The sequence below is a fragment of the Gardnerella sp. KA01002 genome, assembly GCF_049244015.1.
In the GTDB taxonomy this organism is placed as follows: Bacteria; Actinomycetota; Actinomycetes; order Actinomycetales; family Bifidobacteriaceae; genus Bifidobacterium; species Bifidobacterium vaginale.
On sequence record NZ_CP058365.1, the window covers coordinates 1,556,991 to 1,582,311 of the forward strand.

The following is a 25,321-nucleotide window of genomic DNA, read 5'->3' on the forward strand; positions in this document are numbered from 1 at the left end:
CATCATTTTGTGAATATGCAATGGTTGTCATGTTCAGATGCGTTCACATATTGCAATTATCGGCGTGTCGAGCACGCGCAGCTGCCGACACTCAGTCGCGCACATCCCTTACAGCGCATACAATTACGGAGTATGGTACAAATTTTTGACGCTCCCTCAAAGGCGATTCTGCGCGGTCAAATTGCAGAGCACATCGCCGAAGACGAAAAGGCAGAAAAGCGTGAAGCTCGTGAGGGCGAGCTACCGTTGCCAAAAGATCGCTTCTTTGACCGAGAATTAAGCTGGTTAAAGTTCAATCGTCGCGTGCTTGAGTTAGCGCAAAATACCGATTTACCACTTCTTGAACGCGCTAATTTTGCAGCCATCTTTGCCTCCAACCTAGACGAGTTCTTTATGGTCCGAGTTGCAGGCTTAAAGCGCAGAATCGACTCAGGAATCGCAGTAACCGCTGCAAGTGGGCTTAGCCCGCGTCAGCAGTTGCGAGCAATTAGCGAGGTTACACATCGTCGTCAAGATGAGCATGCGCATTATGTTATTGACCACATTTTGCCAGAGCTTGCTAAGCAGCGCATTGTTATGCTCAGTTGGGACAAGCTTACGCAATCCGAAAAAGATAGACTTTCAGACTATTATCGCAAGCAGGTTTTCCCAGTATTAACGCCACTTGCAGTGGATCCTGCACACCCGTTCCCATATATTTCTGGCAAGTCTATTAACTTGGCTGTTATTGTAGAGAATCCAAATTCTGGAAAATCGCATTTTGCTCGCGTAAAGATTCCAGATAATTTGAATCGTCTTGTTCCAGTTGACGATTTAACCGACGAAGAGGGTCGCGAAGAGCGCTACGGCTTTATTCCTATGGAAAAGTTGATTGCAGCACATTTGGAATCGCTTTTCCCAGGCATGATTATTAAAGAAGCGCGATCTTTCCGCGTTACGCGTAACGAAGATATTGACGTTGAGGAAGACGATGCAGAAAACTTGCTCAACGCTATGGAAAAGGAGCTTTTGCGTCGTCGTTTTGGGCCGCCTATTCGTCTTGAGATTTCCGACGAAGCTAGCCCATTCTTGTCTCAGTTGCTGGCTAATCAGTTGCGCGTAAGCCCAGAAGAAGTATATCGTTTGCCTTCGCCGCTAGATATGACGGTTCTTTTTGAGTTGCAAGCGCTGGATCGCCCAGATTTGAAGTATCGTCCGTTTATTCCTACTACAAATCGCCAAATTGCAGAAGTTGAAACTAGCCATGCGCAAGATATTTTCGCTTCGATTCGCGAGCATGATATTTTGCTTCATCACCCTTACGATTCGTTCTCTACTTCTGTTCAGGCGTTCTTGGCGCAAGCGGCGGCAGATCCAAAGGTGCTTGCAATTAAGCAAACGCTGTATCGCACGTCTAGCAATTCGCCAATTATTGACGCTCTTGTTGACGCAGCACACGCTGGCAAGCAGGTTCTTGCGCTTGTTGAGATTAAAGCGCGATTCGACGAGGACGCTAACATCGCTTGGGCGCGTAAGCTTGAGCGCGCAGGCGTTCACGTTGTTTACGGCATTGTTGGATTGAAGACGCATTGCAAGCTTTCGCTTGTGGTTCGCCAAGAAGCCGAAGGATTGCGCCGCTATTGCCACGTTGGTACTGGCAACTATAACCCTAAGACGGCTCGCCTTTACACAGATTTGGGCTTGCTTACTTGCGATCCTGTAGTTGGTCAAGATTTGACTCGCTTGTTTAATCAGCTTTCGGGTTACGCTCCAAAGTCTAGTTTCCATCGCTTGCTTGTGGCTCCTCGCACAGTTCGAACGGGCATTATTGAGCGAATTCGCAGGGAAGAGGCAGCGGCTCTTGCTGGAAAAGAAGCGTGGATTAAGATTAAAGTCAATTCTGTTGTTGACGAAAAGACGATTGACGCTTTGTACCGCGCGGCTCAAGCTGGAGTAAAGATTGACATTGTTGAGCGTGGAATTTGCTCGCTAAAGCCTGGCATTGAAGGATTGAGCGAGAATATTCGAGTTCGCTCTATTCTTGGCAGATTCCTTGAGCACAGCCGAATCTATGCTTTTGCTAATTCTTGCGGTCCGCAAATTGGCGATGGTCCTGCAAGTGGCCCAGAAGTGTGGATTGGCTCGGCCGATTTGATGCATCGAAATCTTGATCGCCGCGTTGAAACACTGGTTCGCATAAGCGCTCCAGACCAGGTGGAGGCGTTGATTCAATACATTGATTTGCAAATGGCTGATTCAACAGTTTCTTGGTGGATGGATGGAGATGGCACATACACGCTGCATTCTCGCGATTCCGAAGGTCGTCCTCTAGTCGACAGTCAGGAATATCTAATTCATACTCACACACGCAAACCTCGAGGTGTGAACTGATTGCGAGTAACTAATAAACAATAGGCAAAGAGCCAGATTCAGAAATATGATTCTGGCTCTTGTTGTATTTATTGCTCCTTCTAATCTGACTAAATCTCAAGCGTTCCAGCAATAGCCGAACTCTTCTACAGCACCATTTGCCAGTTTTAGGAGGTTTTTTGAGTAATTATTTGCCAGTTTTGGCATGTTTTTTACGCCACCATTTGCCAGTTTTGGGATAATTTATGTAAAAATTGAGTATTTATAATATTGTTACGTACAATATAACAGTTCTATTCCTATCTCTTCTTAAGAATTGGAAGTTAGAGCTGGAATTACCCAATTACCTTGGGCACCATCTCCTGCGATATCTGACCAATATGCTCAGCAACTATTTTGGCAATGTACAGCCTATCTAACCACCAACATTGTTTGGTGATAGTTTCACCGTTTGGAAGAGTTATAACATCATTGCCATTTTTACCATGTGGCCTCATATGAAATACGTGATTGAATGACATCTTAGGGAGCTGATTATCATCCGTTCCATAGCCAGTAGATTCACCATATATCATAATCTCATGCACTTTATTCCACGCAGGCGCAACATATTTTTCAATATCTTCTTCTGGCATATTCCATAGAAAACCACCAACTAAAACATCATCTTTATAGCAAGTTGATTTTCTATTTTTCCCGTTGCTTTTAAAAACAACAAAATAGAACTTATTATTCTCAAAAAACTTATACAATCGCGAATCATGCCACTGCATATTTGGATCTGCTAATTCAGCCCAATCATCCTCTTTTAACGCAGGAAAAGACATATTCTGCTCTGGTTTACCATCATCATACAAAACAGTAGTTTTTAGTTGAGTCACACTCGCTGCAGCAAACTGTTCAATTTCTTCTATTCTGTTCTTTTTTACACCCAACATCTTCAGTGCAAGCTGCGAATTAAAAGAATAATGCGTTTTAAGCTTCACATTAAATTTATTGGCCAAATCAGAAATTTTAGAACCAACATATCGCCCAATCTTCTTTTTCACATAATCATTAAGATTTTCGTTAATAGACATTGGCAACCGTTCAAAAAGATCACCTTCACCTAAAACTCTTTGTGCAACAATGGTCATATAGCTAGGCTTATACGAAAACGCACGTTGTTTTGCACGTATATATTTACTTTCAAATCCACTTGGCGCAGGAGCATCTCTCAACGACTTTGCAGCCGTTTCTCCCTTAGTGCAAGCAGCAAGATAATTAGTATCGGACTCGCTTAACCTATCTGCATAACCAGAAGCTACTTTATTTCTTATGTATTCCCAATCTTTACGAATTGTTTCTAGCTCACCAGGTTCATATTTCAATACAAAAGAACCATAAATAGTGCAATCAAGTCTGGATTGGTTGGTTTTATCAGTCCTGTTATCAAGATAATAAATAATAATCATTTGACGCGCTTTTTGCCAAAATGAGGAGTTATCAAAAACCTCATTGCACAATGTCAAATAGTTGATAATATCAACAACCAAACGTTCTTTAGCAACTATTTTCTTTTTCTTGTTCGAACGAATCGGCGTGACTTTTAATTCATAAAATTCATCAGCAACCATAATATCCGGTTGTTTATCGGAATTTATAGAATACCCAAAAACTGATTCTTCAATAATATTGCCTAAAGAGCCCTTGTTGCCTGCTTTTTCACCACGACCAGTTTTATCAATCTCGCGAAAAGTTTTGCCATTGATTCCAGTAAGGAGAGCGGTTATTTCGTCAATGTCTGAAAACTTGCGATTGTCGCCTATATGATTAGACATACTTCCCACCATTCTGCATCTTCCCTGGCACAACTTTATTTATTACATTTTCCTATTAACTTAATTCCTCCGCAACCTATAAATAATCATAATTATTTAGATATGATTTTATGCCGAAATGTCATTAGCGAGAACCTCGCCAATTTTATGCGGAATACCAGTAACCAGCGCATTCCCCATACAGAACGCTCTATGACCATCACTCATTCCATCATTCGTCCAACCTTTAGGGAACATTTGCAGCTGGTCTAGCTCATCTGGAACAAGTCTTCTCAATCTGCCATTTTGCATAACAACATGTTTGGTTCTACTAGCACTTTTCCCACCTTCGCCTGTAAGAATAGTTCTGCTTGGTGCATCAATTTTATCTGGAAAAGCAATAGGGCCTTCGGAATACATGTACTCAAATCCATTTGAAGCTTTTCGCAACTCCCTTTTACCGCCTTTAAGATACTGCCAAGAAGCAAGCTTATCTTCTTCAATCCAATATTCTTCAGGCACTTGATTGGCATCAACTAAAACGCTACCTAATGTCATTGCATTGCCAGAAAACACAGCATCCGTTTTAACGGTATAAACTATTCCATCTTGCATAACACCAGCATTCTGGAATAGGCTCACCTTAGCTTGTTTGCCAAAATCTTGAGATATAACATACGGATTGTCACTAATAGAAAATTCATATTGCGCAGCATTTTTTTTTGCAACAGATACTGGAAAAGCTCGTGCAATAACACCGTTTTGCAAAAGATGCTCGGACAAGTTATACCATTTCTTAGAATCATGTTCTGCAAAAACATATACTCGTCTACGTCTTTGAGGCATTCCATAGTCAGCAGCATTAATAACTCGCCACTCTACGCTGTATCCTAATCGAAAAAGACAAGAGAGAATAATGGCAAAATCCCTACCACGCTGCGCGGCGGGTGATTTTAATAAACGGTCAACATTTTCAAGTAGAACATATTTAGGGTGGCGCAATTCCAACATTTTATTAATACTCCACCACAGAACGCCTTTTTTGCCGTCAATTCCAGAAGACAATGCTAACGGTTTTGCCACAGAATAATCTTGGCAAGGAAAACCGCCAACAAGCATGTCAAAATCTGGAATATCACATTCCCCGTGTTCAAATTTTTTGAGCACTTCTGCTATATCTTCATTAACACAGCTACCTTTGCCAAAACGCTTCTCATAGCATCTCCACGCAAATTGCTTGGATTCTTGCCCGACAGGTTCCCACTGGTTTGCCCAAACTGTTTTGAAAGGCCCCGCTGGTTCCGCAGTAAAATTGTTTCCATCAGAAGGAGTATACCCTTCAAGTCCAAGACGAAATCCACCTACTCCCGCAAAAAGTTCAGCAACTTTTATTGTCTTGGACATACAAACCCTCACAGCACTAACGAATTTCAACAACTACATAATTTAGTATAAATTCAATACACAAAAAGATCAAATTTTGCTAAACTGTAAAGCCCAACTCCTAATCTGCTTCTCCAAACAAATAGAACATATTTAAACAATTTGCCAGTTTTAGGATATTTTTTGAGTAATTATTTGCCAGTTTTAGTAATTTTGGGTTATATAACAAAAATATCTGGCTTACTCAGAACGCGTGCATCACAGTCATGACTGTGCACAAAATATAAAACATTATGGAACAACTAAAAGTTGCGAAAGAAAACCGCTAAAATAGTGAATATGAGTGTAGTAACGACGCGATACGTTGAGGCTGCTGGCGGAATTATTTATCGCAAGCGAAATACAATAGACAGCTCAAACACAAGTGACTTGAAAAAAACAAGCAATCAAGCGAACATGATAAGCGATGACGACTTTGAGCTTTGCCTAGTCTACCGTCCTAAATATGACGATTGGAGCTGGCCAAAAGGAAAGAATGAGCCAAAAGAATCGCATCGTCACACAGCTGTGCGCGAAGTTGGGGAAGAAACAGGCTACGCAGTAACACTAGGACCTCACATTGCACAAATAGAATATCCGCTTGAAAACGAAGGCAAAAAATCAATCTCAAAAAGCGGTGCGAAAAACAGTTCACAAAACAACAACAAAACAGAAGTAGTTAAGCGAATTCACTACTGGATGATGCGCGAAATAGACGAGAATGCCGCAATGAAGCGACTACCAGCATTTGGTCCAATAAAACCAGCAAAACCTACTGAAATTGGCAATGTTATATGGCTTACTCCTTCTAAAGCTCGCAAAAAACTCACACACGATAGCGATAGAAAAGTTTTAGATGCTTTTCTTGAAAAGCTACACGATGGTCAAACTGAATATAAGACATTGATACTAGTACGACATGGAAAAGCTGAATCACGTAAATCATGGCAAGGCAGCGAAGCAACTCGTCCAATCACTCCTCTTGGATCTGCAGCATCCTACGCTCTAGGTCGTGAGCTTGCTTGCTATGCTCCAAATCGAATTGTCTCGTCACCTTGGAAACGTTGCGTGGAAACTGTTGCAACTTTTGCACACGATTCTTCTCTTTCTATAGAACAGATTGCGGAACTTACTGAAGACCATCATGAGGATAAACCAAAATCTACATTATCTGTTCTTATAAGTGAAATACAAAATCTTGATTGCAACGCACAAAATACACAAAACACACAAAACACAGAAGCAAATATTAACAATTCAACAGTTATGTGTTTGCATCGCCCTATTATCGGCACTTTCTTTGACTATTTGCGAGGAATCACAAAACCGCGAGCACATAAACGTATACTTAGCCAAAAATCTCCATACATGCCTACTGGTAGCGCAATAGTTTTGCATATTAGCAATACTTCTAAAGGCGCTCGCATTATTGATATTGAAAAGGTGTTACCAATTGTCTACTAGCCTTAATTCACAATCGAGTTCTATCCATTCGAGCAGATCTGCTTTTATGCCAAGTCCAATAGGTGCAAGTCGCCCAAGCAGACCTGCACAAATGGATCCTGCAATGCTCGCGCAAATTGAAGGCGGCACAGATCCACAAATTGTAAACGAAATCAGCCACACTTCAGCAGCAGTTCTGCTTAACCGCGTGCATAAAACACAATCTCCAGAGATTGTGGAACGCGTACTGAATTTGGTTGAGAATGAGGGTATTGAGGTCATCGCAGACTTGTGGAGTCAAGCGCAACCAGATTCGCTCCCTGGAATGCTTTTTAGGCTATATTTGCTTAGGGAGTCTTTGCGTAAGCAGCGAGAAGCATATGCGGAGTATTGGAATCTTGGAGAACCTTCTGCAACTAGCGCTTCCGCAATTACTGGAATTGACGAAGCTCCTACAGGAGAAGATATTGCGCGACTCGCGGATTCTATTCTTTCTGGTGCTTTCACGGGCGATTTTGCTGTTGCTCTATATCGAGCTTCTGCGTTTACTGCGATTATTTCGTGCGGAATGCGTTCTTACGCGAAAAAATTAACACAGAAGATGAACGATTCCAAAAGAGATGATTCACAGCGTCTTGCTAGCGTTTTGCACAAATCCGCAAACATGCATGCACTTTCCTTATGCTTCGCTAATGGAGCTAAATTGTGGAGACTTGGAAAACTCGATTAGTTTATTTGTTATCACACTGCGTTTATTTGTTATGCCATAACGCGGCGCGCTGAAATCTAAAAGCATGTATACTCGGGAAGTGACGCTGGCTTGTGTTTAAGCCCCGGGCTCCATTTTTTGCCGCTGCGAGCGGCGTTTGCGCCGACAGGCGCTTTCGCAAGTCAGCGTTTTTAAGTATGTTTTAATTTTCCAGCAATTCACAAAATTCAACCTTCATTAACACTTGTTTATATTTTTTCTAAATAGTCACGGCACGCCGATAGCTTAACATGCCGCACTTGCACTAATCTAGAAGGTATGGATCTTCATGTTTTACATCATCCGCTGGTGGACCACAAGCTCACCGTTTTGCGTGATAAGAATACACCTTCTAACATTTTCCGCGAGTTAGTTTCCGAATTGGTAACTCTCGAAGCATACGAAGCAACCCGCAATTTGGAAGTTAGCGATCGCGAGATTGAAACTCCTATTTGCAAGATGACTGGCAAGCATTTGAACCGCCCACGCCCAATGGTTGTGCCAGTTTTGCGCGCAGGTTTGGGTATGCTTGACGGCATGACTCGCCTTCTTCCAACCGCTGAGGTTGGATTCCTTGGTATGAAGCGCGACGAGCAGACTCTCGACATCGTCACTTATGCTAACCGTTTGCCAGAAGATTTGACTGGTCGTCAGTGCTTCTTACTGGACCCAATGCTTGCCACTGGTGGCACTCTTATTGCGGCTACGCACTATTTGGCTGAGCGCGGCGCTAAGGATGTTACTGCTATTAACATTTTGGCAGCTCCAGAAGGCTTGGAACGCCTGGAGAAGGAGATTGATCCTTCTATTGACTTTAAGGTTGTTGTTTGCGCTGTTGATGAGCACTTAAACGACAAGGCTTATATCGTTCCTGGTCTTGGCGATGCTGGCGATCGCTTGTATGGTTTAATTGATTAATAGTTACTAACCGAATCAAACGAAAACTAGAATCAAAAGCTAGAAATAAAACTACAAAATAGCCTGCTGATTTGCAACACTTTGCAAGCTTCAGCAGGCTTTTGTATTTACATCTTTAATTATTTGCCGGTCTCATATTCGTTTAATTTTATTACTATTAAATTCCAGTTCGTGAATACTCCATAACACCATTGAGACAACTACGATAGATGCAGCTGCAACAGTAGCAACATTAACTTGCGGTCCACGATCCATTGTGTACTTGACCATTCCACGATTCAAAACATGTACAACAATAAATTGGCCAAAGAATATTTCAATAAAGCCAGCAAGTATTAATATGCTATCAATAATAATTAATATTTTCTTACGAATTAATCCTATATTACACAACCCAACAATCATTTGAATTATTGGTGAAATAATTGAAACTAACACAACACCCAAAAGACTTAAATCAAAATCTGCTGGATACTTTCCTGGCATTTTAATAAGCAATAAAACTGCTAAAAATACAAAAGATAATGGTAAAAACCATTCTTTCCAATATTTAACGACGAACACGATAATAAGCTCCTTCACCATTGAATGAATACCAATTCTTATCCCAATCTAAATAATTTTCAGTGTGTTGAGCTATACGCAATCTACCGTTGCTTTTTAGGAATACAAACCCTATGTGATCGACAGTACCATCATTACTTTCATCAACACCAATAAAATCTCCATCCCTAACATTATCTACTAACATTCCCCAATAACTTGTACTAAATCCATACCCCATATAATTTTTAAAAACATTGGCATTAATCCAAGAAACCGAACGATCTCCTCTAGCTTTCCACCACCACCCTTTAAATACATCATTATGCTTATCCATACCAATACCACCAGCATATAGAATTTGCGAAGCGAAATTTGTGCAATCTGCCGGAAATATTAACTTACTTTTTTCTTCACCATATTTTGGATTTATTTTCCACGCCCATTCTCGCGCATATGCTCTGGCCGCTTCAAGATTTATGCCTGAATTTCTCTCAGTAGGTAAAGGTTTGCGAGGTGTAACCTCCTGCTTTGATGGAAGCCACAATTTTGCAATATTAATAGCTTCCTTTTGTGTTAGTTCATTTTTTAATACTTTTAACTCTAATTTATGCAATTCTGATAGAATCTGATTATTTTCATATTTATTCTCATATATATCTAGAAATTGCAATATTTTTGTTACATTATTGTTATCTTTATGCGAGGAATTAAAAAGAGAATTCTTGTAAATAGTAGCTGTTTCTTCACTAAGAGAAGGAAGCATAGCTTCGCTCTGTATTCTTTGTAATTCTGTAAAATATTTTGAAATATAGAACTTTTTTACTAACTCTGGATTTTCATAAGTATCTAGTAAAGAAAAATACATACCCTGAAATTTTGTCTTATGCTGCTTTTTGGGAAAATCTACATAAGTCTCTGATTTATAGTCAGATGATTCAGCTTGAGCAACATTAGCAAATGACAATATTAAAATAATAGAAAATAGCGCAGCTATAAATGCATAATGCAAAACAACTTTGTTTTTCATATATAACTCCATTATTATATAAAATTCCTTTTTACTATTTTATCACAATAAATACCAGTTGTCAAATATACACAGCGGCTATGTAATCATATACTCATCAGTTCTACATTTAAATAGCCTGCTGATTTGCAACACTTTGCAATTTTCAGCAGGTTATTTTGTATTAATTGATTGCTGCAATATTGCATAACAAATCAGATAATATAGCTAATAATACAACTAAGCTTTATTCACAGCTCCTTTAGCATATAAAGCTTCTAAAGCATCTCGCAAAGCTCCACTGTAGCTGATGCCAGCTTTTTGTGCCCAAGTGTCAAGCCAAGCTGGAACAGTAACATTTTTACGAACTGCCTGAGAACCGTATTTTGCAGCATAGGAATCCATATCAAGCGCAACCATAGACAACTTTGAATTAGGATTTTCTACAACAATATCACTAATATCGCTAGCTTTTGGCGCAGTTTTACCACTTTCGAGTTCCGTAAGAACCCATCCACTTGCTGCATCTTCTGCCATAATCAGAGCCTCTGCAAGATTACTACCGCCAGTTACACACCCTGGCAAATCAGGGACTTCTGCAACAAAACCTCCGCTATTATCTTCGTATGGAGTAAGAATAACAGGATACGCTAATTTCATCATTTCACCTTTGCTTCACTAATTCCCGCCTGACGCCAAATTGACTTAACAACAGATGGGTTAATATCACCTGGATGTTTAGGCACTGTGACTTTACCCGCTTTAGTTTTATGTACGAATTGGCAATGACTTCCACGCTGTGCAAAAAGTATCCAGCCGTCCTTCTTAAGACGTTTTTCAATCTCTTTGTATCTCATAAAAAGATTATACACACTATGCGCATAAAATAAAATAATCAATCAAATTTTTACTAAATCGCGCATACGCCTATGTTAATTTACCGCGGACGAGTTACGGCGACTTTTCGAGCGCGCTCGGCTAATTCGTCTAATTTTTCAAGCTCCGCACGCTGAGCATTAGTCTGCTTTGGCGCAAATTCTCCGTAACGATTCTGCGCAGCTGTACGAATTAAAAAGTCAGACAAACGCGGATTTTTTGGCAAAACTGATCCGTGCATATAAGTGCCGATAACATTGTATTTTCTAGCGCCTTCCGTGTGGTCTTCGCCGTTGTTTCCACAATTTTCGCCATCAACCAATCCAAGTGGCTGCGTTCCATCTTGCAAGCTTGTGCGACCAGAATGGTTCTCGTATCCCACAATATCTCCAAAATCGCGGCTATGCTCAACAAGATTTCCAATCATGCGCACGTCTTGACCAACCGTATGCTCGCCGAGTATGCCTATGCCTTTAAGCTTTTGGCCTTCAATAGTCTCAAAGTACTCTCCAAAAAGCTGGTAAAGCCCACAAATCATAAGCATTGGAACGCCATTTTTTGCAAGCTCGCGAATCGCGTCCGCGCGCGCAAATAAATCATCCGTAACTCTACTTTGACCATGATCTTGACCGCCGCCACCAAGAACCATATCTACTCGCTTTGGCCAATCATCGCCAACGTTGTACTCGTGAAGCACAGGCTTGTAACCGTACAATTCCGCTCTACGCATAATCGTAAGCACATTGCCGTAGTCGCCGTAAATATTCATGTCTTTCGGGTACAGCGACACAATATCTAATACACGATTTTCGGCTTTATTAGTAGCATTCGCTTGACTAATATAATTAACATCACTCATATCATTCATGACGACTACTTTCTTGCTACTTTCCAACTCCAACGTCTTTAACGCTTGCGATTTGCCCTAATGCAGCTCGCACGCGAAGCATTGCAGTGTATGTGCAATATATGCATTTTGCGTTTTTAGCATTGCTACTAAAATCGCCATTCACAAAAGCTTTAACGTCTTCTTCTAAATCAGTGTTCACATTTCTAGAGGCAACTTTGTCGTATTGTAAACGCAAAGCCATATCCCACGCGCGCGTGCCAGAAACACAAGTGACTCCAGTGCCACTAAAGCATGTAAAATCAACGTCCCACAGCCAGCTCATGTCTCGCCCATCCGCGTATTCGTCACAAATCGCAATCATTGTGTCATGATTTGCAGGCTTATCCGAAGCGAGCGCAAGTCTAAATCCAATAGGATTTTTCACTAGAACAAGCTCCACAGGAGCGCCGTTAACTTCGATTACTTCGCCTCGACCAAATGCTGGCGTTACACGAGAAATAGCTTCCATAAGCGCATCGTCGTCGAATTTTGCGAGTGTTGCATCTTTTTTAGCAGCATCTGCCAAAATAGCGCGCACAATCGTAGACGCAGCAGCCGCGTTAAAAACGTTATACACGCCTCGCAGCTTAACGCTAGTGGTTTTTCTATGCCCATCAATCAAAAAATCGGCTTTATTATCTGCAACTTTTGCCAAAACAACATCTGCATGCGGAAGATTACGCGAATCGCCATTAAAATCGCAACCCAAATCACTATGCAAATCGTCGTCAGTTGGAAACATGCTTCTTAGCGATTCGTCCAAACCGAAATATTTTACCTTACAAGACGGCAAAACATCTTTAGAAAGCGCAGAAATTCGCGGATCTTCGCGATTTAACACAACTACTCGCTTAGTTGCGTGCGCAACATTGCTCAACAATTTAGCTGTAGTGTCAATCTCGCCAAATCTATCTAACTGATCTCGCATAACGTTTAGAAGAAGCGAATAGCGCGGCTTTATTTGATTTACAAAATGCACCGCATAAGCTTCATCAAGCTCTAAAACAGCTATATCCGCATCTAACTTTGTGCCAAAAACAGGCATTTCTTGCACCAATGCTGCTACAACTCCGCGTGTAAAATTCGATCCCGTAGGATTTGTAAACACGCGCAATCCAGCATCTCTAAGCATAGACGCAACCATGCGAGTTGTAGTGGTTTTACCGTTAGTTCCAGAAATTAACACAACACCATAAGGTAATTTTCCTAGCGTTCTAGCCAAAAACCCAGGGTCTAGTGTTTCCACAACTTTGCCTGGTAAAGCACTTCCTCCGTGGTTTGTCGCGCGCGAAATCATCCTAACCAGTTTCCCTACAGCTGGCATTATGAATCCAAAACAACAGCGTTTTACCACTTTATTTTTGACGATCATCAATCCCCCTATTAACTCTACTGCTGATATGCCTGAGACTGATGCGAATCATAACCTTGAGCATCATTACCTTGCGAATATGATTGCGGCTGGTATCCTTGCGGCATATCTTTAAACTTAGACGTTGCTCCAAGAAAAGCTAGATTGAACGTTTCTGTAGGACCATTACGATGCTTTGCCATAATAATGTCTGCTTCGCCTGGACGATCTTCTTTGTTGTAAAAATCAGGTCTATGCACAAGAAACACAACGTCAGCATCCTGTTCAATAGATCCCGATTCGCGCAAATCTGAAAGCTGAGGCTTTTTATCGTTTCGCATTTCTGGTCCGCGGTTTAGCTGGCTTAGCGCAACAACTGGCACTTCTAGCTCTTTTGCTAAAAGCTTTAATGCACGCGAAAACTCCGAGACCTCTTGCTGCCTCGATTCGACTTTCTTTCCAGAAGTCATAAGTTGCAAATAGTCGATTACAACCAACTTTAGATCGTTCGTTTGCTTTAGTCGCCTGCATTTTGCGCGAATTTCCATAAGACTCATATTTGGGCTATCGTCTATAAAAAGCGGAGCGTCTTTCATTTTTGACCAAAACGCATTTAGCTTAGTCCATCTATCTGTTGTAATGTCTTCTGAAGTTCCGCGATGCATTGCCGTCATTGGAATATCCGTTTCGGCTGCAATTATTCTTTGAGCAAGCTCCAATTTGTTCATTTCTAGCGAGAACACGATTGTTGTCATATTGTGATGCAACGCTGCAGAACGCGCAAAGTCGATTCCAAGAGTTGACTTTCCCATTGCAGGCCTACCAGCTACGACTACCATTTGCCCTGGTTGCAAGCCTTGCGTCATGTCGTCAATATCTCTAAATCCTGTTGGAACGCCTTTTTCAATCTCGTTACTTTGCAACTTGTCTAATTGTTCGAGAGCATCTTGAACAACAGGACCAATAGCAGAATAATCCTGGTGAACTTTGCCAGAACTCATCTCGTAAACTTCGGATTGTGCAAGATTTACAACGTCTTCTGCTTGATCTCCCGTGGCAGAATACCCCATTTGCGCAATCTTTGTTCCAGCAGCAATCACATTTCGCAAAATCGCATTTTTGTGTACAATATCCGCGTAATATAACGCGTTTGCAGCTGTTGGAACTGATGCAACTAGACTATGCAGGTAGTCTGCTCCACCAATTTTCTCCAGGTTTTCGTCTTTTAGAAGCTCGTTTGCGACTAAAACAACATCTACTGGTTGTGAACCAGAAAATAAGCTTATGATCGCGTCGTAAATTGTTTGGTGTTTTGGCACATAAAAATCTGCTGTTTCTAGGATTTGCGAAACTTCGCCAATGGCATCTTTGCTCATTAGCATTCCACCTAAAACGGCCATTTCCGCGTCTTCGTCGTGAGGCGGAACCTTGTCAAACAAAATACTGTTATATGATGCGTTGCCTGACTGGTTTGCGTCATTTCTACTTGACTTCCACATATCATTACCTGCCATAGAATCGAGTATAAACGCCCGCACGGAGCACACCAACAAAAGTTGATATAAACCAACACAAGTCGCAAGTTGAATATTTCACATATTTGAATATTTCACATATTTACATACTTACAGACTTGCAGACTTCATCCAATCATCTGTTTTAACCCTATGAGAATTTCCTAAAGCTCTTCCACCAATGTATACAAGGTTCAGAGCCACCCACAATGACACGGTTCTAATTATGTCAGTAGAGCAGAAAGCTATATTTACGAAGCACATTGCACTAATCGCAAGAAGGTACACAATAGCTGTAATCGAGCACGATTTGGCCAAATACTTGTGATCTCCAGCTCCGATTAGCACTCCGTCTAGCGCCCACATAAATCCAGATAACGGCAAGAAAATTCCAAGAATCGTCATTCCTATCGAAACTAAAAGTTGTATTTCTACGTTTGGGCTAAATAACGGGGATAGTAGCCATCCTGCAAATATCATTAAAATTCCAACGATTACGCTACTTAATGCTCCTACTTGTGCGCATATTTTTGTGATCATGTTAGCGCGTTTTAATAATCCAGCTCCAAGCGCAGAGGCGACTATTGTTTGAGCTGCAATTCCTATAGCGTCTAATATGTTCATAACAAAATTCCAGCAAGAATTTGCAACTTGGTATGCAGCTAAAGTATTTGTTCCAAGACGAGCAGCCGCTGCAACAGTGGCAACCATGCACGCGCGCAACGCCAATGTGCGTATAAACAGCGGAATACCACTTCCAGCGCTTTTAAGTATGCTATGCGCTTGCGGACGCAAACGTGCTTTTTCACGAGCTGCCCAAAAAATCGCTGGAAGCGTTAAAACAATACCCATATACCATTGCGCTATCATTGTTGCTATTCCAGATCCAAAAATGCCAAGATTCATTCCAAACACAAATAGAATATCTAAAATAGCGTTTAGCACAGCTCCACTTATTGCAGCAAAAAGTGTGATTTTTACTTTGCTAAGTCCTCTGAATATGCCATTTGCCGCGTAAATTAGTAGCATCGCAGGCAATCCTGGCATAACAGTTTGAGTGTAAATAATCGCGTTTTTAAGCGTATCTCCACTTGCACCAAAGCTTTGACAAAGCGGACCTGCGAACACCATTAAAACAAGCGTTAAAACAACACCTAACCCAAGAGCCAGCCATAGACCGTCCATTCCAACGCTTAGTCCTTGACGATTTTTCCCAGCACCCAATAGTCTCGCGACTTGGCTTGTGGTGTTGTATGCCAAAAACAGGCATAGTCCCGTTGTTGTTAAAAGCACAGTTGATCCTATTGAAAGCCCTGCAAGTTGCGTTTTGCCTAAATGACCTACTATTGCGGTGTCTATTAAAACAAACGCTGGCTCTGCAATAAGCTGTCCAAATGTAGGAATAGCTAGAGAAAATATATGCTTCAGTAAATCTTTTTTGTTTATAGCAGATTCTTTATCTTCTTGTCTATTGGTAGCTGCGTTACTCTTGGCTATTGTCATAATGCACTATTGTACTGTCGAAAAAACTTATTAGATTAAGTATTTAATAAAACTATTATTTTTATTACTTTTATTATTTTTATTACTTATTACATTACTTTTCTAAATCTGATGTTCGGTAGCTTGCGACTTTTCCTTTTTATTTCGCTATCATAAATATTTGCCAATTGCAAATCAAAATTGTTTTTGGAAAAGTTATCCGCAGGATATCCACAATGTTATCCCCCATTTGTGTATAACTTTTTGAGATACACACAGCAACACGCCTAAAATGTGGATAACTCAAAGTTTTTATCCACATCACTTAGCCCGTGTGTGTCATAATCTTGAGATATTCACACCAATGGGGGATTACTTTACACAAACTTTGATATTTTATTGCTTCTTTTGAGATTTCTTAGAATTACTTCTAGATTTATCTGACTTATTTTCCACAGAACTAGAATCAGATTCTTCTGAATTTTCTGACTCTTTTCCATCATTTTCAGTTTCAATCTTCTCTTCGCCCAATTCAACTTCGTCTTGCGATTGAGCAGAAACATTATCATCAGAATGAGCTGAATTATCGCCAGCAACCGTTGAATCACTATCTGAACCTACAGAATCACCATCTGCATCTACAACTGATTCATCAACAGAAATAGCTACTGGAGTAAGAACTGCCACTTGGGTTTTCCCTTCTTCAGAATCAGCAACTTCTACAACAGCTCCAGCTCTAGCTTGAGCAATACTCGAAAAGTCATATGCGCGCTCACCCTGATCTGCCAAATCAACACCCTTACGCTCCTTAGCTTCCGATATTCTCCAACCAAAAAGCTTCTCTAAACCAAATGCAACTAAAGCAGTAACTGCACCGGAATAAAGAACAGTGATTACAAGTAAACAAATCTGCGCGATAAGCTGATGCCAGTCACCAACGCAAAACAGTCCGCTACTATCAGCAAATAATCCCACTGCAAAAATACCGATAAGAGCAGCGATGCCGTTCACGCTCACAACATGAAGCGCTCCATCATAACGCGCAAAAGTCTTAGAATGCGTTGCAAGGCATGTAACGACACCAACAATAACTCCTAATACCATTGCCCATAAAGGCGCAATCACATCTGCAGCGGCAGAACTAGCGGCCAAACCCGCCATAATTCCAGACGCGGCGCCAACAGCAGTAAAACAACCTGAACGCAAACGCTCTGTAATACCCCAAGCAAGCATAGAAGCAGATGCTGTAATAGTGGATGAAACCCAAGCATATCCAGCAACTCCAGGAAGACCTACAGAAGATCCAATCATTAAGCCAAGCCAGCCAAACCAAATAATAAAAATTCCCAGAACAACAAACGGTACATTATGCGGATGGCGTTTTAGAACATTTACAGAATTATCAGCAACATCACTAACAGCTTCAACAGAACCATTAGAATCTTCTGCCTTAAAAGATGATGAACCCGTATTAGTCTCTAATTTACTAAATCTCGCAACGTCAGCCCACAATGCACGAACCAAATTTCCCTTATGCTCAGAATTATTACTACTGTTACCTTGAACAGTAGAGGATTTGGTATGAAGCACAAATCGCTTTAACGGGAAGTGCGCATGACCACCAATAATTAGCACGATTGCAAGCGCAGAAACTGCTGCAGTCAGGTGCAGCAACGATCCTCCAGCAAAATCGTGTACTTGAATTCCTAAAGCTTGTGATATTGCGCCATTAGGGGAAAGCAATCCCCCTCCGCAAACCATATGCGCTAGAGGAGCAAATACTAAAGTGACCCATACCGCCACGAATATAAGCCAAATTGCGTATTTTACGCGTCCAGCCAACGCACCAGTAATAAGAGCAACCGCTACGACAGCGCACGCTAATCTAAAGGCTGCTGGAATACCTCCGCCCGACAAGCCTGTGTTTGCGTCCATAGAAGTAAAAATTCCATGATCTGCAACCATTGAATCACGTAGAAGCAAACCACTCACAGGATCACCCACAACGCCGCCAATCATGTCTTTACCAGCGAAAGCCATTGACCATCCCCATAGCGTCCAAACTATGGTTGTTACCGCAATAGCTCCAGCAGAAAGCATCATCATATTGACCATAGATGTTGCTCGTTCGCGACCGCCATAAAATAGAGCAATCCCTGGCGTAATTATAAACACTAAAGCAGCGGCCAATAATGCCCATTGCGGATCCATTGCGGTCATCTTTCACCTCACAATACACAACCCTCGGCGGTTATGTCTTCAATATTCTATTTTATATGTTCTTTTATATTCTACTCAACTAGCGCTGCGTGATTAATAACTAATTACGATAGATTAATCCAATATTCCATCCACAAAACTTTCTGGATCGAATGGAGCTAGATCGTCTGGACCTTCTCCCAATCCGACAAGCTTCACAGGAACGCCTAGCTCTTTTTGAACAGAAACCACGATACCGCCTTTCGCGGAACCGTCTAACTTAGTTAAAACCACACCTGTAATTCCAATTGCCTCAGCAAAAACTTTTGCCTGGACCATGCCATTTTGACCAGTTGTAGCATCAAGAACCAAAAGGACTTCATCTACAGGAACAGTTTTTTCAATAACTCGGCGAATTTTGCCAAGCTCGTCCATAAGATTTGCCTTATTTTGCAGCCTTCCAGCCGTGTCTACAATCAAAACATCTGAATTGGATTCCTTAGCTTTGGCGGCACCGTCAAATGCTACAGAAGCCGGATCTGCACCGTCTTTTTCGGATCGAACGATTTTAACACCTACAGCATTTGCCCAAGTTTCAAGCTGGTCTGCAGCTGCAGCGCGGAAAGTATCTGCTGCAGCTAATATTACAGAACGATTTTTAGAAACCATTAGTCGCGCAAGCTTTCCAGCAGTAGTTGTTTTACCAGTGCCATTTACACCAACCATCATGATTACGCTTGGCTTATGAGCTTTAGAAGAATCCGCATTTAGGCTTCTATCTGTTTTGGCACCAACGATATCCAGCAATTTTGCACGAAGTATTTCACGTACATCTTGTGCGCTTGCTGTTCCAGAAATCCTAGCATCTTTTCTAAGTGATTCAACCAATTCATCACTTGCCTGTGCTCCAACATCTGCCATTAAAAGCGTATCTTCTACATCTTGCCAATCGTCTTCACTAAGATTATCTTTGCTCAATATATTGAACAGAGCACGACCAAAAGGATTCGCACTATTAGCAAGTTTAGAGCGCAATCTTGTAACTCGAGAGGCAACGTTTTCAGGCGCAGATGGCTCAACATTGCTATCACTTTTAGCTACGCTAGGCAGTGGATTATCTTTGCTAGTAGGTATTAAAGGACCTCGCGACTTACTGATAATTCTCAGCACAACTGCCGCAGTCACTAAAAGCACTGCTAAAACAACTGTGCCAACAGTGGACCATATAATCAAATCTAAATCCATAACTATATTCATATAATAAAGACTATGAAATTAAAGGGACAGTTGATTAGAATGTAACGAATACTGTTGCTACAGTAAGCAAAAATCACGTAAATATTAGCATTTTAATACAATACTTTTGTAAGTTAATTTTGTAATCAGAAATTGAATTGGGGTATTGCGTATGGAAAACTCGCCATTGATTGATGTTTATGGAGCAGATTGGTGTGGCGATTGCATCAGAGCTAAAGCTGCGCTTAATAAGTTTAATGCTGCTTTTACTTGGCATAACATTGAATCTGAAGAAGGCGCCGAACAAAAGGCTATTGATATTAGTGGGCAGAAGCATATTCCTGTCGTTACTTTTAGCGATGGAAGTTTTATGGTTGAGCCGACTGCAACTCAGATTAAAGAAAAACTTGAAGAATTAGGACAGATCAATTTGTGATTTTTGCCTGCAATTTTGCAGCAACTTGCCACAAAACACACGCTACATGTAGCCATAAGTTGGATTAGTCTACAAAATGTAGTATACTTGGCATTTGTTGCCCCTTTAGCTCAATTGGCAGAGCAGAGTCCTTTTAAGTCTTGGGTTGTGGGTTCGAGTCCCACAGGGGGCACTTTTTTATACTCATTTGCATTTCGAAGCACTGCCTGCACAACAGCAATGCTCTCACCACGTAAAACTATGTCATCACCGCAAGAACATTGTTGCACACGAATAGAATGGTTTTGTAATGTTGAGGCGGCTTCGGCATTAATTGCACATTCAGTCGCACCTAAAAATATATCGTCAACAATATCTTTTGAACCGTATACAAAAACATCATCTAAATCAAGTAAGCTAACAGACGGAGCAAGCACATGTCCAAGTGAACGACCTGCTTCCTGTAGCATTGTCGTCCTGTCTAAAGGATTCTCATTAATTCTTCTTCGTAAGTTTGCTGCAGATATAAAAGTCTCTAAACAACCACGCTTACCACACGTGCATTGTGGACCATCTGGATCAACAACTACGTGACCGATTTCACCTGCAGCATGATGACTCCCCAAAACGAGCGAATCATCGATTAACAATGCTGCGCCTACGCCAACAGCGATTTGAACAAAAATGCCAGTTGCTCTGCCAGCTCCACAAAAACGTTCACCGATCAAAGCACTATTCGCATCATTATCTACCGTACAGAACTTACCAAAATGTTGTTGAAACATCTTGCGCAAAGGCACATTCTTCCACCCAAAATTCGCAGTTTCAACTACTACACCATCTTCATCAACAATACCTGGGACAGCAACACCAAAACCAAGTATATGTGAGGCACCATCAAGTAGTGACTCAGCCAAAGCAATTACAGTTTCAGGCGTAATAGCAGTAATTTTATCAAAGGATTTTTCAACTCTAGTTACAATTTCACCGCGTAAATTCATTACAGCAGCTTGCAACAAAAATGGCATTGATAAGTCCAGAACAACCACATTCCAATATTGATCATCTACACTTACTAAAGTTCCTTTTTTACCAGGTCGCGTTGGTTGTTCATATCCATTTTCCATCAGAAAGTGTTTATCTAACATGTCAGACACGACTTCGCACGCAGCAACTCGCGATAATCCAGTTTTCCTACCAATTTGTGCTCTAGACATAGGACATGATGAAAAAATTTGTCCAAAAACCATCATGCGATTATTGATTCGTACATCAGCGGGTTCATGTTTTTTAGTAACTGTCATAGAAGGTGATAGAAAGCAAGACAAGGCATTATCATCAGTTGTTCCAAACATGACACTCCTCAAGTATAGGGCTGTTGCAGCATACTGAAAGTAAGTACTACATCGTACCATCCCACCAATAGGCCAAATCATCAGGAAAAATGTTGTCAGCACATGTACTCACAACAAAATTTCACAATAAACTATATTGTACACTCTCAACCATTGTAGCCAGCTGTAACACATACGCGCTAGGCATAATTACCATAATTATTAACAATAATTTCATCCCAATATACACACAAGTATTTGTATATTTCTTGGACTTTACAACAAATAAATAATTTGTTAAGATAGTTAACATTGAATGTTCCTACGACATAGATGCCGCCGGCAATCAATACACAACTCGTCAAAGTCGACAAGTAAAGCTTCAAAGAAAGGAAGCGCCATGCATAGTGGAAAGAAAATTATTGGCATCATTGCAGCAGCGAGCGCCGCTCTACTATCGCTTGCTGGATGCGGTAACACCAATAACTCGAGTTCATCAGCGCAAGTTGATACTAAAACACCTGTTAACCTCACTGTGTGGACTGGTAATACAACACCAACAAAAGCAGCAGCAGCAATATTTGAAAAGAAATATCCAAACGTAAAAATTAAAGTAGAAACTGTAACAGACGCTTATCAGGCTCTGGATACAGCCATTCAAGCTGGATCGGGAATTCCAGACGTTATGGAATTTGAGTACTTGACGGTTCCTTATTTCGCAATTCAAAATAAACTTGTAGATTTAAGTACTCTTGGCGCAAATAATGATAAAGGCACATTTGTGAAAGGCGCATGGCAGGACATCAGCTTCAACAATAAGCCATACGCAATTCCAATGGATTACGGCCCAAGCGTTATGTTCTACAATAAGGCAATATTAGAAAAAGCAGGAGTAAGCAAAGTACCAGAAACTTGGGAAGAATATTACCAAGCAGCTAAGAAAGTAAAAGCACTCGGAGACAAGTACTACATAACAAATGACGCAAGCGATATCTTCACATTGCTATCCCTTGTATGGCAAGCTGGAGGGCATCCATTTAAGGTTAACGGAACCACTGCTCACATTAACGTAAAAGATCCAAAGATGCAGGAAGCTGTATCTTACTATCAGAAGATGATTCAGGAAGGCTTAATCGCAACTAATATCAAAACTTGGTCCGATGATTGGAACAGAGCTTTAAACGATGGAACTATTGCCACACAAATCATAGGAGGATGGTTCACCTCTAGCATTAAAGATCGCGCTCCAAAACAAGCTGGAAACTTCCGTGTTGCCCCTATGCCTCAATGGAAAGCGGGCGAACAGTTGAGCGCAGAAAACGGCGGCTCTGGCTTTGCTATTCCAGCGAAAGCAAAGAATCATCAATGGGCTTGGAAATTCTTGCACTTCCTTGCCTACGATAAGGAAGGCGTAAAAGCACGCGTTGATGCTGGAGTATTCCCTCCAAATGTTTCCGTACTTAAGAATAACGAATTCCTCTCTTCTACTGACCCTTACTTCGGAGACCAGAAGTACCGTGAGCCTATTGCCGATTCAGCTCAAAAAGTAGGAGAAGGATGGCAGTACCTTCCGTTCATGGAAAAAGTGCGTGATCTATATGGTGACAATATGGATTATGCAAAAGTAGCCAAAGGCGAATCACTGCAAACTCAGCTAGAAAACTGGGCTAAGCTGTGCATCGACTATGGAAACAAACAGGGCTTCACAGTAAGCAAATAATGTTTACTAATAATAGCAAATAAACTCATTACCATTTAAGGTGCTGTTGGTGCTACAACACCAACAGCACCTAATTTAACTGAAAAGTTTTTACATTGGGGGAAAGCAATGATATTGAACACTTCTAAAAATAAACGAGCGAATTTAACACGGCAACGCAATGGAATTAAACGCGAAGGAGCTGCTGGTTGGATGTTCGTGCTTCCATTTTTGCTTCTCTTTACCTTCGTGTTTATTATTCCACTTGTATACTCGATGTACATTAGTTTCTTTGGACACCAATTAATTGGCGGAACCGTGTTTGTCGGCGCAAAAAACTATCTCGAACTTTTGAGAGATCCACTATTGTGGCAGGGTATTGCACGCGTCCTCATATTTACAGCAATCCAAGTCCCTCTAATGTTAATAATTTCCATTTGTCTAGCGCTTGCTATCGATTCGAAACGTCTATATGGTACAAACTGGTGCAGAATCTCAATATTCATTCCATACGCTGTTCCTGGTGTTATCTCCACATTAATGTGGGGGTTCATCCTTGGAACTAGGTATGGTCTGTTCAAGAATTTTAATGAAATATCTCATACTGATATAAATCCATTTTCTCCTTCATTTATCATGATTTCTATCGGAGTAATGATTAGCTGGGCTGCTATTGGATATAACATGCTCATCTTCTATTCTTCATTAAAGGCTATTTCACCAGATCTTTACGAAGCTGCTGTAATTGACGGAGCAAGCTATCGCCAAATAGATCGTTATATCAAGCTTCCAGAGATTAGAGGCTCACTGGCTATAACTACTATCTTCTCAATAATAGGTAGTGTACAGCTTTTCAACGAGCCGCAAATTTTGTCAAAAATGGTTGGAGGCACTGGCATTACAACCAGTTGGACACCAAACTTATACATTTACAATCTAGCTTTTGGTGACTCTTCACAGGGATATGCTGCTGCAGCAGCATTGATTATGGCAATTATTGTCATTGTCGTTACATTTACGATTCAAATTCGCAATATGCGCAAAAATGTCACCGCTGATTAACCATAGACGAAATATGCAACGAAGCATCCAAAAGGAAGAACAAATGATTAATACAACAAAATCATCAAATAATCAGGCAGCGATGCCTCCACTCACGAGGTTCTACACTGTTGAACATCCAAAGAAGAGTCCAATAATGACATTCTGGGTGTATCTATATCTCTTATATGCTCTCGTTCCATTTGTTTGGCTATTCATAAATGCTACAAAAACTAAGGCTGATTTTGCTTCTACATTCGGTCTATCATTTGGATCATCATTCGCTCTATGGGACAACATAGTAGAGGTATTTACATATAACAATGGCATTTTCGCACGATGGATTCTAAATACGGTCCTATACACAATAATTGGCACTATCATTTCTGTATTGTTTGCAACTATGGGAGGATATGCTCTAGCAAAACTCAATTTTAAAGGCAAACACTTTATTTTGCTAACCATCTTAGGATCTATGGCAATTCCAGGAGTACTGCTTGTAGTTCCACAGTTCTTGATTTTCTCGCAGCTTGGTTTAACAAACACTCCTTGGGCTGTAATAATTCCATCTCTACTAAACCCATTTGGTCTATATTTAATGTGGACATTTTCAGGGCAAAGTGTTCCAACTTCTCTTATAGAAGCAGCACGTATCGATGGTGCTGGAGAAGGACGCATTTTCTTCCAAGTTGCATTACCACTTATGAAACCATCATTGGTAACAGTGTCATTGTTCGCATTTGTTTCTATTTGGTACAATTACTTCCTTCCATTGATAATGCTGAAAGACTCTAAATGGTATCCATTGGCATTAGGTCTTGCACAGTGGAATGCTCAAGGCAATGAAGGTGGCAATATGCCTATTATTCCAAACCTAGTCATTACCGCATCTTTGCTAGTCGTATTCCCACTGATTCTGCTCTTCTTGGCATTGCAACGCTACTGGCAATCAGGCTTAGCAATTGGAGCTACAAAAGGGTAACCAGCTAAATCTGCTTTTATTGCTTCTGACAGTTTTATGCTGTCAGAAGCATAATTAATCTATACGTATTCT

General features: G+C 41.0%; 21 protein-coding genes, 1 tRNA gene and 1 pseudogene. 10 read left to right on the top strand and 13 right to left on the bottom strand.

What is annotated here, in order from left to right:
- Nucleotides 1-132 precede the first annotated feature (132 nt).
- Nucleotides 133-2,370 (top strand): RNA degradosome polyphosphate kinase, encoded by a 2,238-nt coding sequence (locus tag HXT60_RS06135; RefSeq protein WP_004114108.1) that lies wholly within the window; start codon nucleotides 133-135, stop codon nucleotides 2,368-2,370.
- Nucleotides 2,371-2,684: 314 nt separating this feature from the next.
- Here HXT60_RS06135 and HXT60_RS06140 read toward each other — a convergent pair whose 3' ends face one another.
- Together HXT60_RS06140 and dcm are read right to left on the bottom strand one after the other, a co-directional pair.
- Nucleotides 2,685-4,169 (bottom strand): Sau3AI family type II restriction endonuclease, encoded by a 1,485-nt coding sequence (locus HXT60_RS06140; RefSeq protein ID WP_285089067.1) that lies wholly within the window; start codon nucleotides 4,167-4,169, stop codon nucleotides 2,685-2,687.
- A 108-nt stretch (nucleotides 4,170-4,277) separates the two neighbouring features.
- Nucleotides 4,278-5,552 carry a DNA (cytosine-5-)-methyltransferase gene (dcm, locus tag HXT60_RS06145; protein ID WP_285068522.1) on the bottom strand — a complete coding sequence of 425 codons (1,275 nt, stop codon included), beginning with the start codon at nucleotides 5,550-5,552 and terminating at the stop codon, nucleotides 4,278-4,280.
- 318 nt (nucleotides 5,553-5,870) lie between these two features.
- Between dcm and HXT60_RS06150 the strand changes: the two genes are divergently transcribed.
- From HXT60_RS06150 to upp, 3 genes are all read left to right on the top strand, one after another.
- Nucleotides 5,871-7,034: an NUDIX hydrolase gene (locus HXT60_RS06150; protein ID WP_285070288.1), complete on the top strand. Its 1,164-nt coding sequence runs from the start codon at nucleotides 5,871-5,873 to the stop codon at nucleotides 7,032-7,034.
- Between the two features lie 46 nt (nucleotides 7,035-7,080).
- Nucleotides 7,081-7,743 (top strand): thymidine phosphorylase, encoded by a 663-nt coding sequence (locus HXT60_RS06155; protein ID WP_410309581.1) that lies wholly within the window; start codon nucleotides 7,081-7,083, stop codon nucleotides 7,741-7,743.
- A 297-nt stretch (nucleotides 7,744-8,040) separates the two neighbouring features.
- The gene (upp, locus tag HXT60_RS06160; RefSeq protein ID WP_004114100.1) at nucleotides 8,041-8,679 is read left to right on the top strand and encodes a uracil phosphoribosyltransferase; all 639 of its coding nucleotides are present in this window, start codon (nucleotides 8,041-8,043) and stop codon (nucleotides 8,677-8,679) included.
- Nucleotides 8,680-8,811: 132 nt separating this feature from the next.
- On the opposite strand, the gene HXT60_RS06165 is transcribed toward upp, so the two are convergent.
- From HXT60_RS06165 to ftsY, 10 genes are all read right to left on the bottom strand, one after another.
- Nucleotides 8,812-9,243 (bottom strand): hypothetical protein, encoded by a 432-nt coding sequence (locus HXT60_RS06165; RefSeq protein ID WP_257994364.1) that lies wholly within the window; start codon nucleotides 9,241-9,243, stop codon nucleotides 8,812-8,814.
- Nucleotides 9,230-10,252 carry an amidase domain-containing protein gene (locus tag HXT60_RS06170; protein WP_102720873.1) on the bottom strand — a complete coding sequence of 341 codons (1,023 nt, stop codon included), beginning with the start codon at nucleotides 10,250-10,252 and terminating at the stop codon, nucleotides 9,230-9,232. The genes HXT60_RS06165 and HXT60_RS06170 overlap by 14 nt, the downstream gene beginning before the upstream one ends.
- A gap of 219 nt (nucleotides 10,253-10,471) precedes the next feature.
- Nucleotides 10,472-10,891: a type II toxin-antitoxin system HicB family antitoxin gene (locus HXT60_RS06175; RefSeq protein ID WP_004116411.1), complete on the bottom strand. Its 420-nt coding sequence runs from the start codon at nucleotides 10,889-10,891 to the stop codon at nucleotides 10,472-10,474.
- Complete coding sequence (locus HXT60_RS06180; protein WP_004116413.1) at nucleotides 10,891-11,088, bottom strand: type II toxin-antitoxin system HicA family toxin; 198 nt, start codon at nucleotides 11,086-11,088, stop codon at nucleotides 10,891-10,893. Before HXT60_RS06180 ends, HXT60_RS06175 begins: the two co-directional genes overlap by 1 nt.
- Before the next feature lie 80 nt (nucleotides 11,089-11,168).
- On the bottom strand, nucleotides 11,169-11,975 hold the full coding sequence (locus HXT60_RS06185) for a type 1 glutamine amidotransferase (RefSeq protein WP_102720874.1): 807 nt from the start codon (nucleotides 11,973-11,975) through the stop codon (nucleotides 11,169-11,171).
- Nucleotides 11,976-11,991: 16 nt separating this feature from the next.
- Nucleotides 11,992-13,293, bottom strand: a complete 1,302-nt coding sequence (locus tag HXT60_RS06190; protein WP_285070290.1) for a Mur ligase family protein — start codon at nucleotides 13,291-13,293, stop codon at nucleotides 11,992-11,994.
- A gap of 92 nt (nucleotides 13,294-13,385) precedes the next feature.
- Nucleotides 13,386-14,861 (bottom strand): replicative DNA helicase, encoded by a 1,476-nt coding sequence (dnaB, locus tag HXT60_RS06195; RefSeq protein ID WP_004116417.1) that lies wholly within the window; start codon nucleotides 14,859-14,861, stop codon nucleotides 13,386-13,388.
- A gap of 111 nt (nucleotides 14,862-14,972) precedes the next feature.
- On the bottom strand, nucleotides 14,973-16,364 hold the full coding sequence (locus HXT60_RS06200; RefSeq protein WP_020760016.1) for an MATE family efflux transporter: 1,392 nt from the start codon (nucleotides 16,362-16,364) through the stop codon (nucleotides 14,973-14,975).
- Between the two features lie 375 nt (nucleotides 16,365-16,739).
- On the bottom strand, nucleotides 16,740-18,563 hold the full coding sequence (locus HXT60_RS06205) for an ammonium transporter (RefSeq protein ID WP_421791041.1): 1,824 nt from the start codon (nucleotides 18,561-18,563) through the stop codon (nucleotides 16,740-16,742).
- Nucleotides 18,564-18,677: 114 nt separating this feature from the next.
- Nucleotides 18,678-19,799 (bottom strand): signal recognition particle-docking protein FtsY, encoded by a 1,122-nt coding sequence (gene ftsY / locus HXT60_RS06210; RefSeq protein WP_020759652.1) that lies wholly within the window; start codon nucleotides 19,797-19,799, stop codon nucleotides 18,678-18,680.
- 151 nt (nucleotides 19,800-19,950) lie between these two features.
- Between ftsY and HXT60_RS06215 the strand changes: the two genes are divergently transcribed.
- Both HXT60_RS06215 and HXT60_RS06220 read left to right on the top strand, forming a co-directional pair.
- Nucleotides 19,951-20,214 (top strand): glutaredoxin domain-containing protein, encoded by a 264-nt coding sequence (locus tag HXT60_RS06215; protein ID WP_004114090.1) that lies wholly within the window; start codon nucleotides 19,951-19,953, stop codon nucleotides 20,212-20,214.
- A 99-nt stretch (nucleotides 20,215-20,313) separates the two neighbouring features.
- A tRNA-Lys gene (locus tag HXT60_RS06220) sits at nucleotides 20,314-20,386 on the top strand.
- 103 nt (nucleotides 20,387-20,489) lie between these two features.
- Here HXT60_RS06220 and HXT60_RS06225 read toward each other — a convergent pair.
- Nucleotides 20,490-21,446, bottom strand: a pseudogene (locus HXT60_RS06225) (ROK family protein); the annotation flags it as partial.
- On the opposite strand from HXT60_RS06225, the gene HXT60_RS06230 reads away from it, so the two are divergent.
- The 4 genes from HXT60_RS06230 (at nucleotide 21,340) to HXT60_RS06245 (ending at nucleotide 25,249) form a co-directional block, all read left to right on the top strand.
- A complete protein-coding gene (locus HXT60_RS06230) occupies nucleotides 21,340-21,585 on the top strand; it encodes a hypothetical protein (RefSeq protein ID WP_226913180.1) in 246 nt (81 codons plus the stop codon). The pseudogene HXT60_RS06225 and the gene HXT60_RS06230 overlap by 107 nt on opposite strands.
- Nucleotides 21,586-21,927: 342 nt before the next feature.
- Nucleotides 21,928-23,247 (top strand): ABC transporter substrate-binding protein, encoded by a 1,320-nt coding sequence (locus tag HXT60_RS06235; protein WP_004114086.1) that lies wholly within the window; start codon nucleotides 21,928-21,930, stop codon nucleotides 23,245-23,247.
- 108 nt (nucleotides 23,248-23,355) lie between these two features.
- Nucleotides 23,356-24,288 carry a carbohydrate ABC transporter permease gene (locus HXT60_RS06240; protein ID WP_004114084.1) on the top strand — a complete coding sequence of 311 codons (933 nt, stop codon included), beginning with the start codon at nucleotides 23,356-23,358 and terminating at the stop codon, nucleotides 24,286-24,288.
- Nucleotides 24,289-24,331: 43 nt separating this feature from the next.
- The gene (locus tag HXT60_RS06245; RefSeq protein WP_004116429.1) at nucleotides 24,332-25,249 is read left to right on the top strand and encodes a carbohydrate ABC transporter permease; all 918 of its coding nucleotides are present in this window, start codon (nucleotides 24,332-24,334) and stop codon (nucleotides 25,247-25,249) included.
- Nucleotides 25,250-25,321 lie beyond the last annotated feature (72 nt).

What these genes read in the sequence shown, in the direction of transcription:
- HXT60_RS06245 (WP_004116429.1), top strand. Translation starts at nt 24,332, where the DNA reads ATGATTAATACAACAAAATCATCAAATAATCAGGCAGCGATGCCTCCA.
- HXT60_RS06235 (WP_004114086.1), top strand. Translation starts at nt 21,928, where the DNA reads ATGCATAGTGGAAAGAAAATTATTGGCATCATTGCAGCAGCGAGCGCC.
- HXT60_RS06205 (WP_421791041.1), bottom strand. Translation starts at nt 18,563, where the DNA reads ATGACCGCAATGGATCCGCAATGGGCATTATTGGCCGCTGCTTTAGTG.
- HXT60_RS06140 (WP_285089067.1), bottom strand. Translation starts at nt 4,169, where the DNA reads ATGTCTAATCATATAGGCGACAATCGCAAGTTTTCAGACATTGACGAA.
- HXT60_RS06190 (WP_285070290.1), bottom strand. Translation starts at nt 13,293, where the DNA reads ATGATTTCGCGCGCGACAAACCACGGAGGAAGTGCTTTACCAGGCAAA.
- HXT60_RS06185 (WP_102720874.1), bottom strand. Translation starts at nt 11,975, where the DNA reads ATGAATGATATGAGTGATGTTAATTATATTAGTCAAGCGAATGCTACT.
- dnaB (WP_004116417.1), bottom strand. Translation starts at nt 14,861, where the DNA reads ATGGCAGGTAATGATATGTGGAAGTCAAGTAGAAATGACGCAAACCAG.
- HXT60_RS06230 (WP_226913180.1), top strand. Translation starts at nt 21,340, where the DNA reads ATGTCAGACACGACTTCGCACGCAGCAACTCGCGATAATCCAGTTTTC.
- HXT60_RS06170 (WP_102720873.1), bottom strand. Translation starts at nt 10,252, where the DNA reads ATGAAAAACAAAGTTGTTTTGCATTATGCATTTATAGCTGCGCTATTT.
- HXT60_RS06240 (WP_004114084.1), top strand. Translation starts at nt 23,356, where the DNA reads ATGATATTGAACACTTCTAAAAATAAACGAGCGAATTTAACACGGCAA.
- HXT60_RS06215 (WP_004114090.1), top strand. Translation starts at nt 19,951, where the DNA reads ATGGAAAACTCGCCATTGATTGATGTTTATGGAGCAGATTGGTGTGGC.
- HXT60_RS06135 (WP_004114108.1), top strand. Translation starts at nt 133, where the DNA reads ATGGTACAAATTTTTGACGCTCCCTCAAAGGCGATTCTGCGCGGTCAA.
- HXT60_RS06155 (WP_410309581.1), top strand. Translation starts at nt 7,081, where the DNA reads ATGCCAAGTCCAATAGGTGCAAGTCGCCCAAGCAGACCTGCACAAATG.
- HXT60_RS06150 (WP_285070288.1), top strand. Translation starts at nt 5,871, where the DNA reads ATGAGTGTAGTAACGACGCGATACGTTGAGGCTGCTGGCGGAATTATT.
- ftsY (WP_020759652.1), bottom strand. Translation starts at nt 19,799, where the DNA reads ATGAATATAGTTATGGATTTAGATTTGATTATATGGTCCACTGTTGGC.
- HXT60_RS06180 (WP_004116413.1), bottom strand. Translation starts at nt 11,088, where the DNA reads ATGAGATACAAAGAGATTGAAAAACGTCTTAAGAAGGACGGCTGGATA.
- upp (WP_004114100.1), top strand. Translation starts at nt 8,041, where the DNA reads ATGGATCTTCATGTTTTACATCATCCGCTGGTGGACCACAAGCTCACC.
- dcm (WP_285068522.1), bottom strand. Translation starts at nt 5,552, where the DNA reads ATGTCCAAGACAATAAAAGTTGCTGAACTTTTTGCGGGAGTAGGTGGA.
- HXT60_RS06200 (WP_020760016.1), bottom strand. Translation starts at nt 16,364, where the DNA reads ATGACAATAGCCAAGAGTAACGCAGCTACCAATAGACAAGAAGATAAA.
- HXT60_RS06175 (WP_004116411.1), bottom strand. Translation starts at nt 10,891, where the DNA reads ATGAAATTAGCGTATCCTGTTATTCTTACTCCATACGAAGATAATAGC.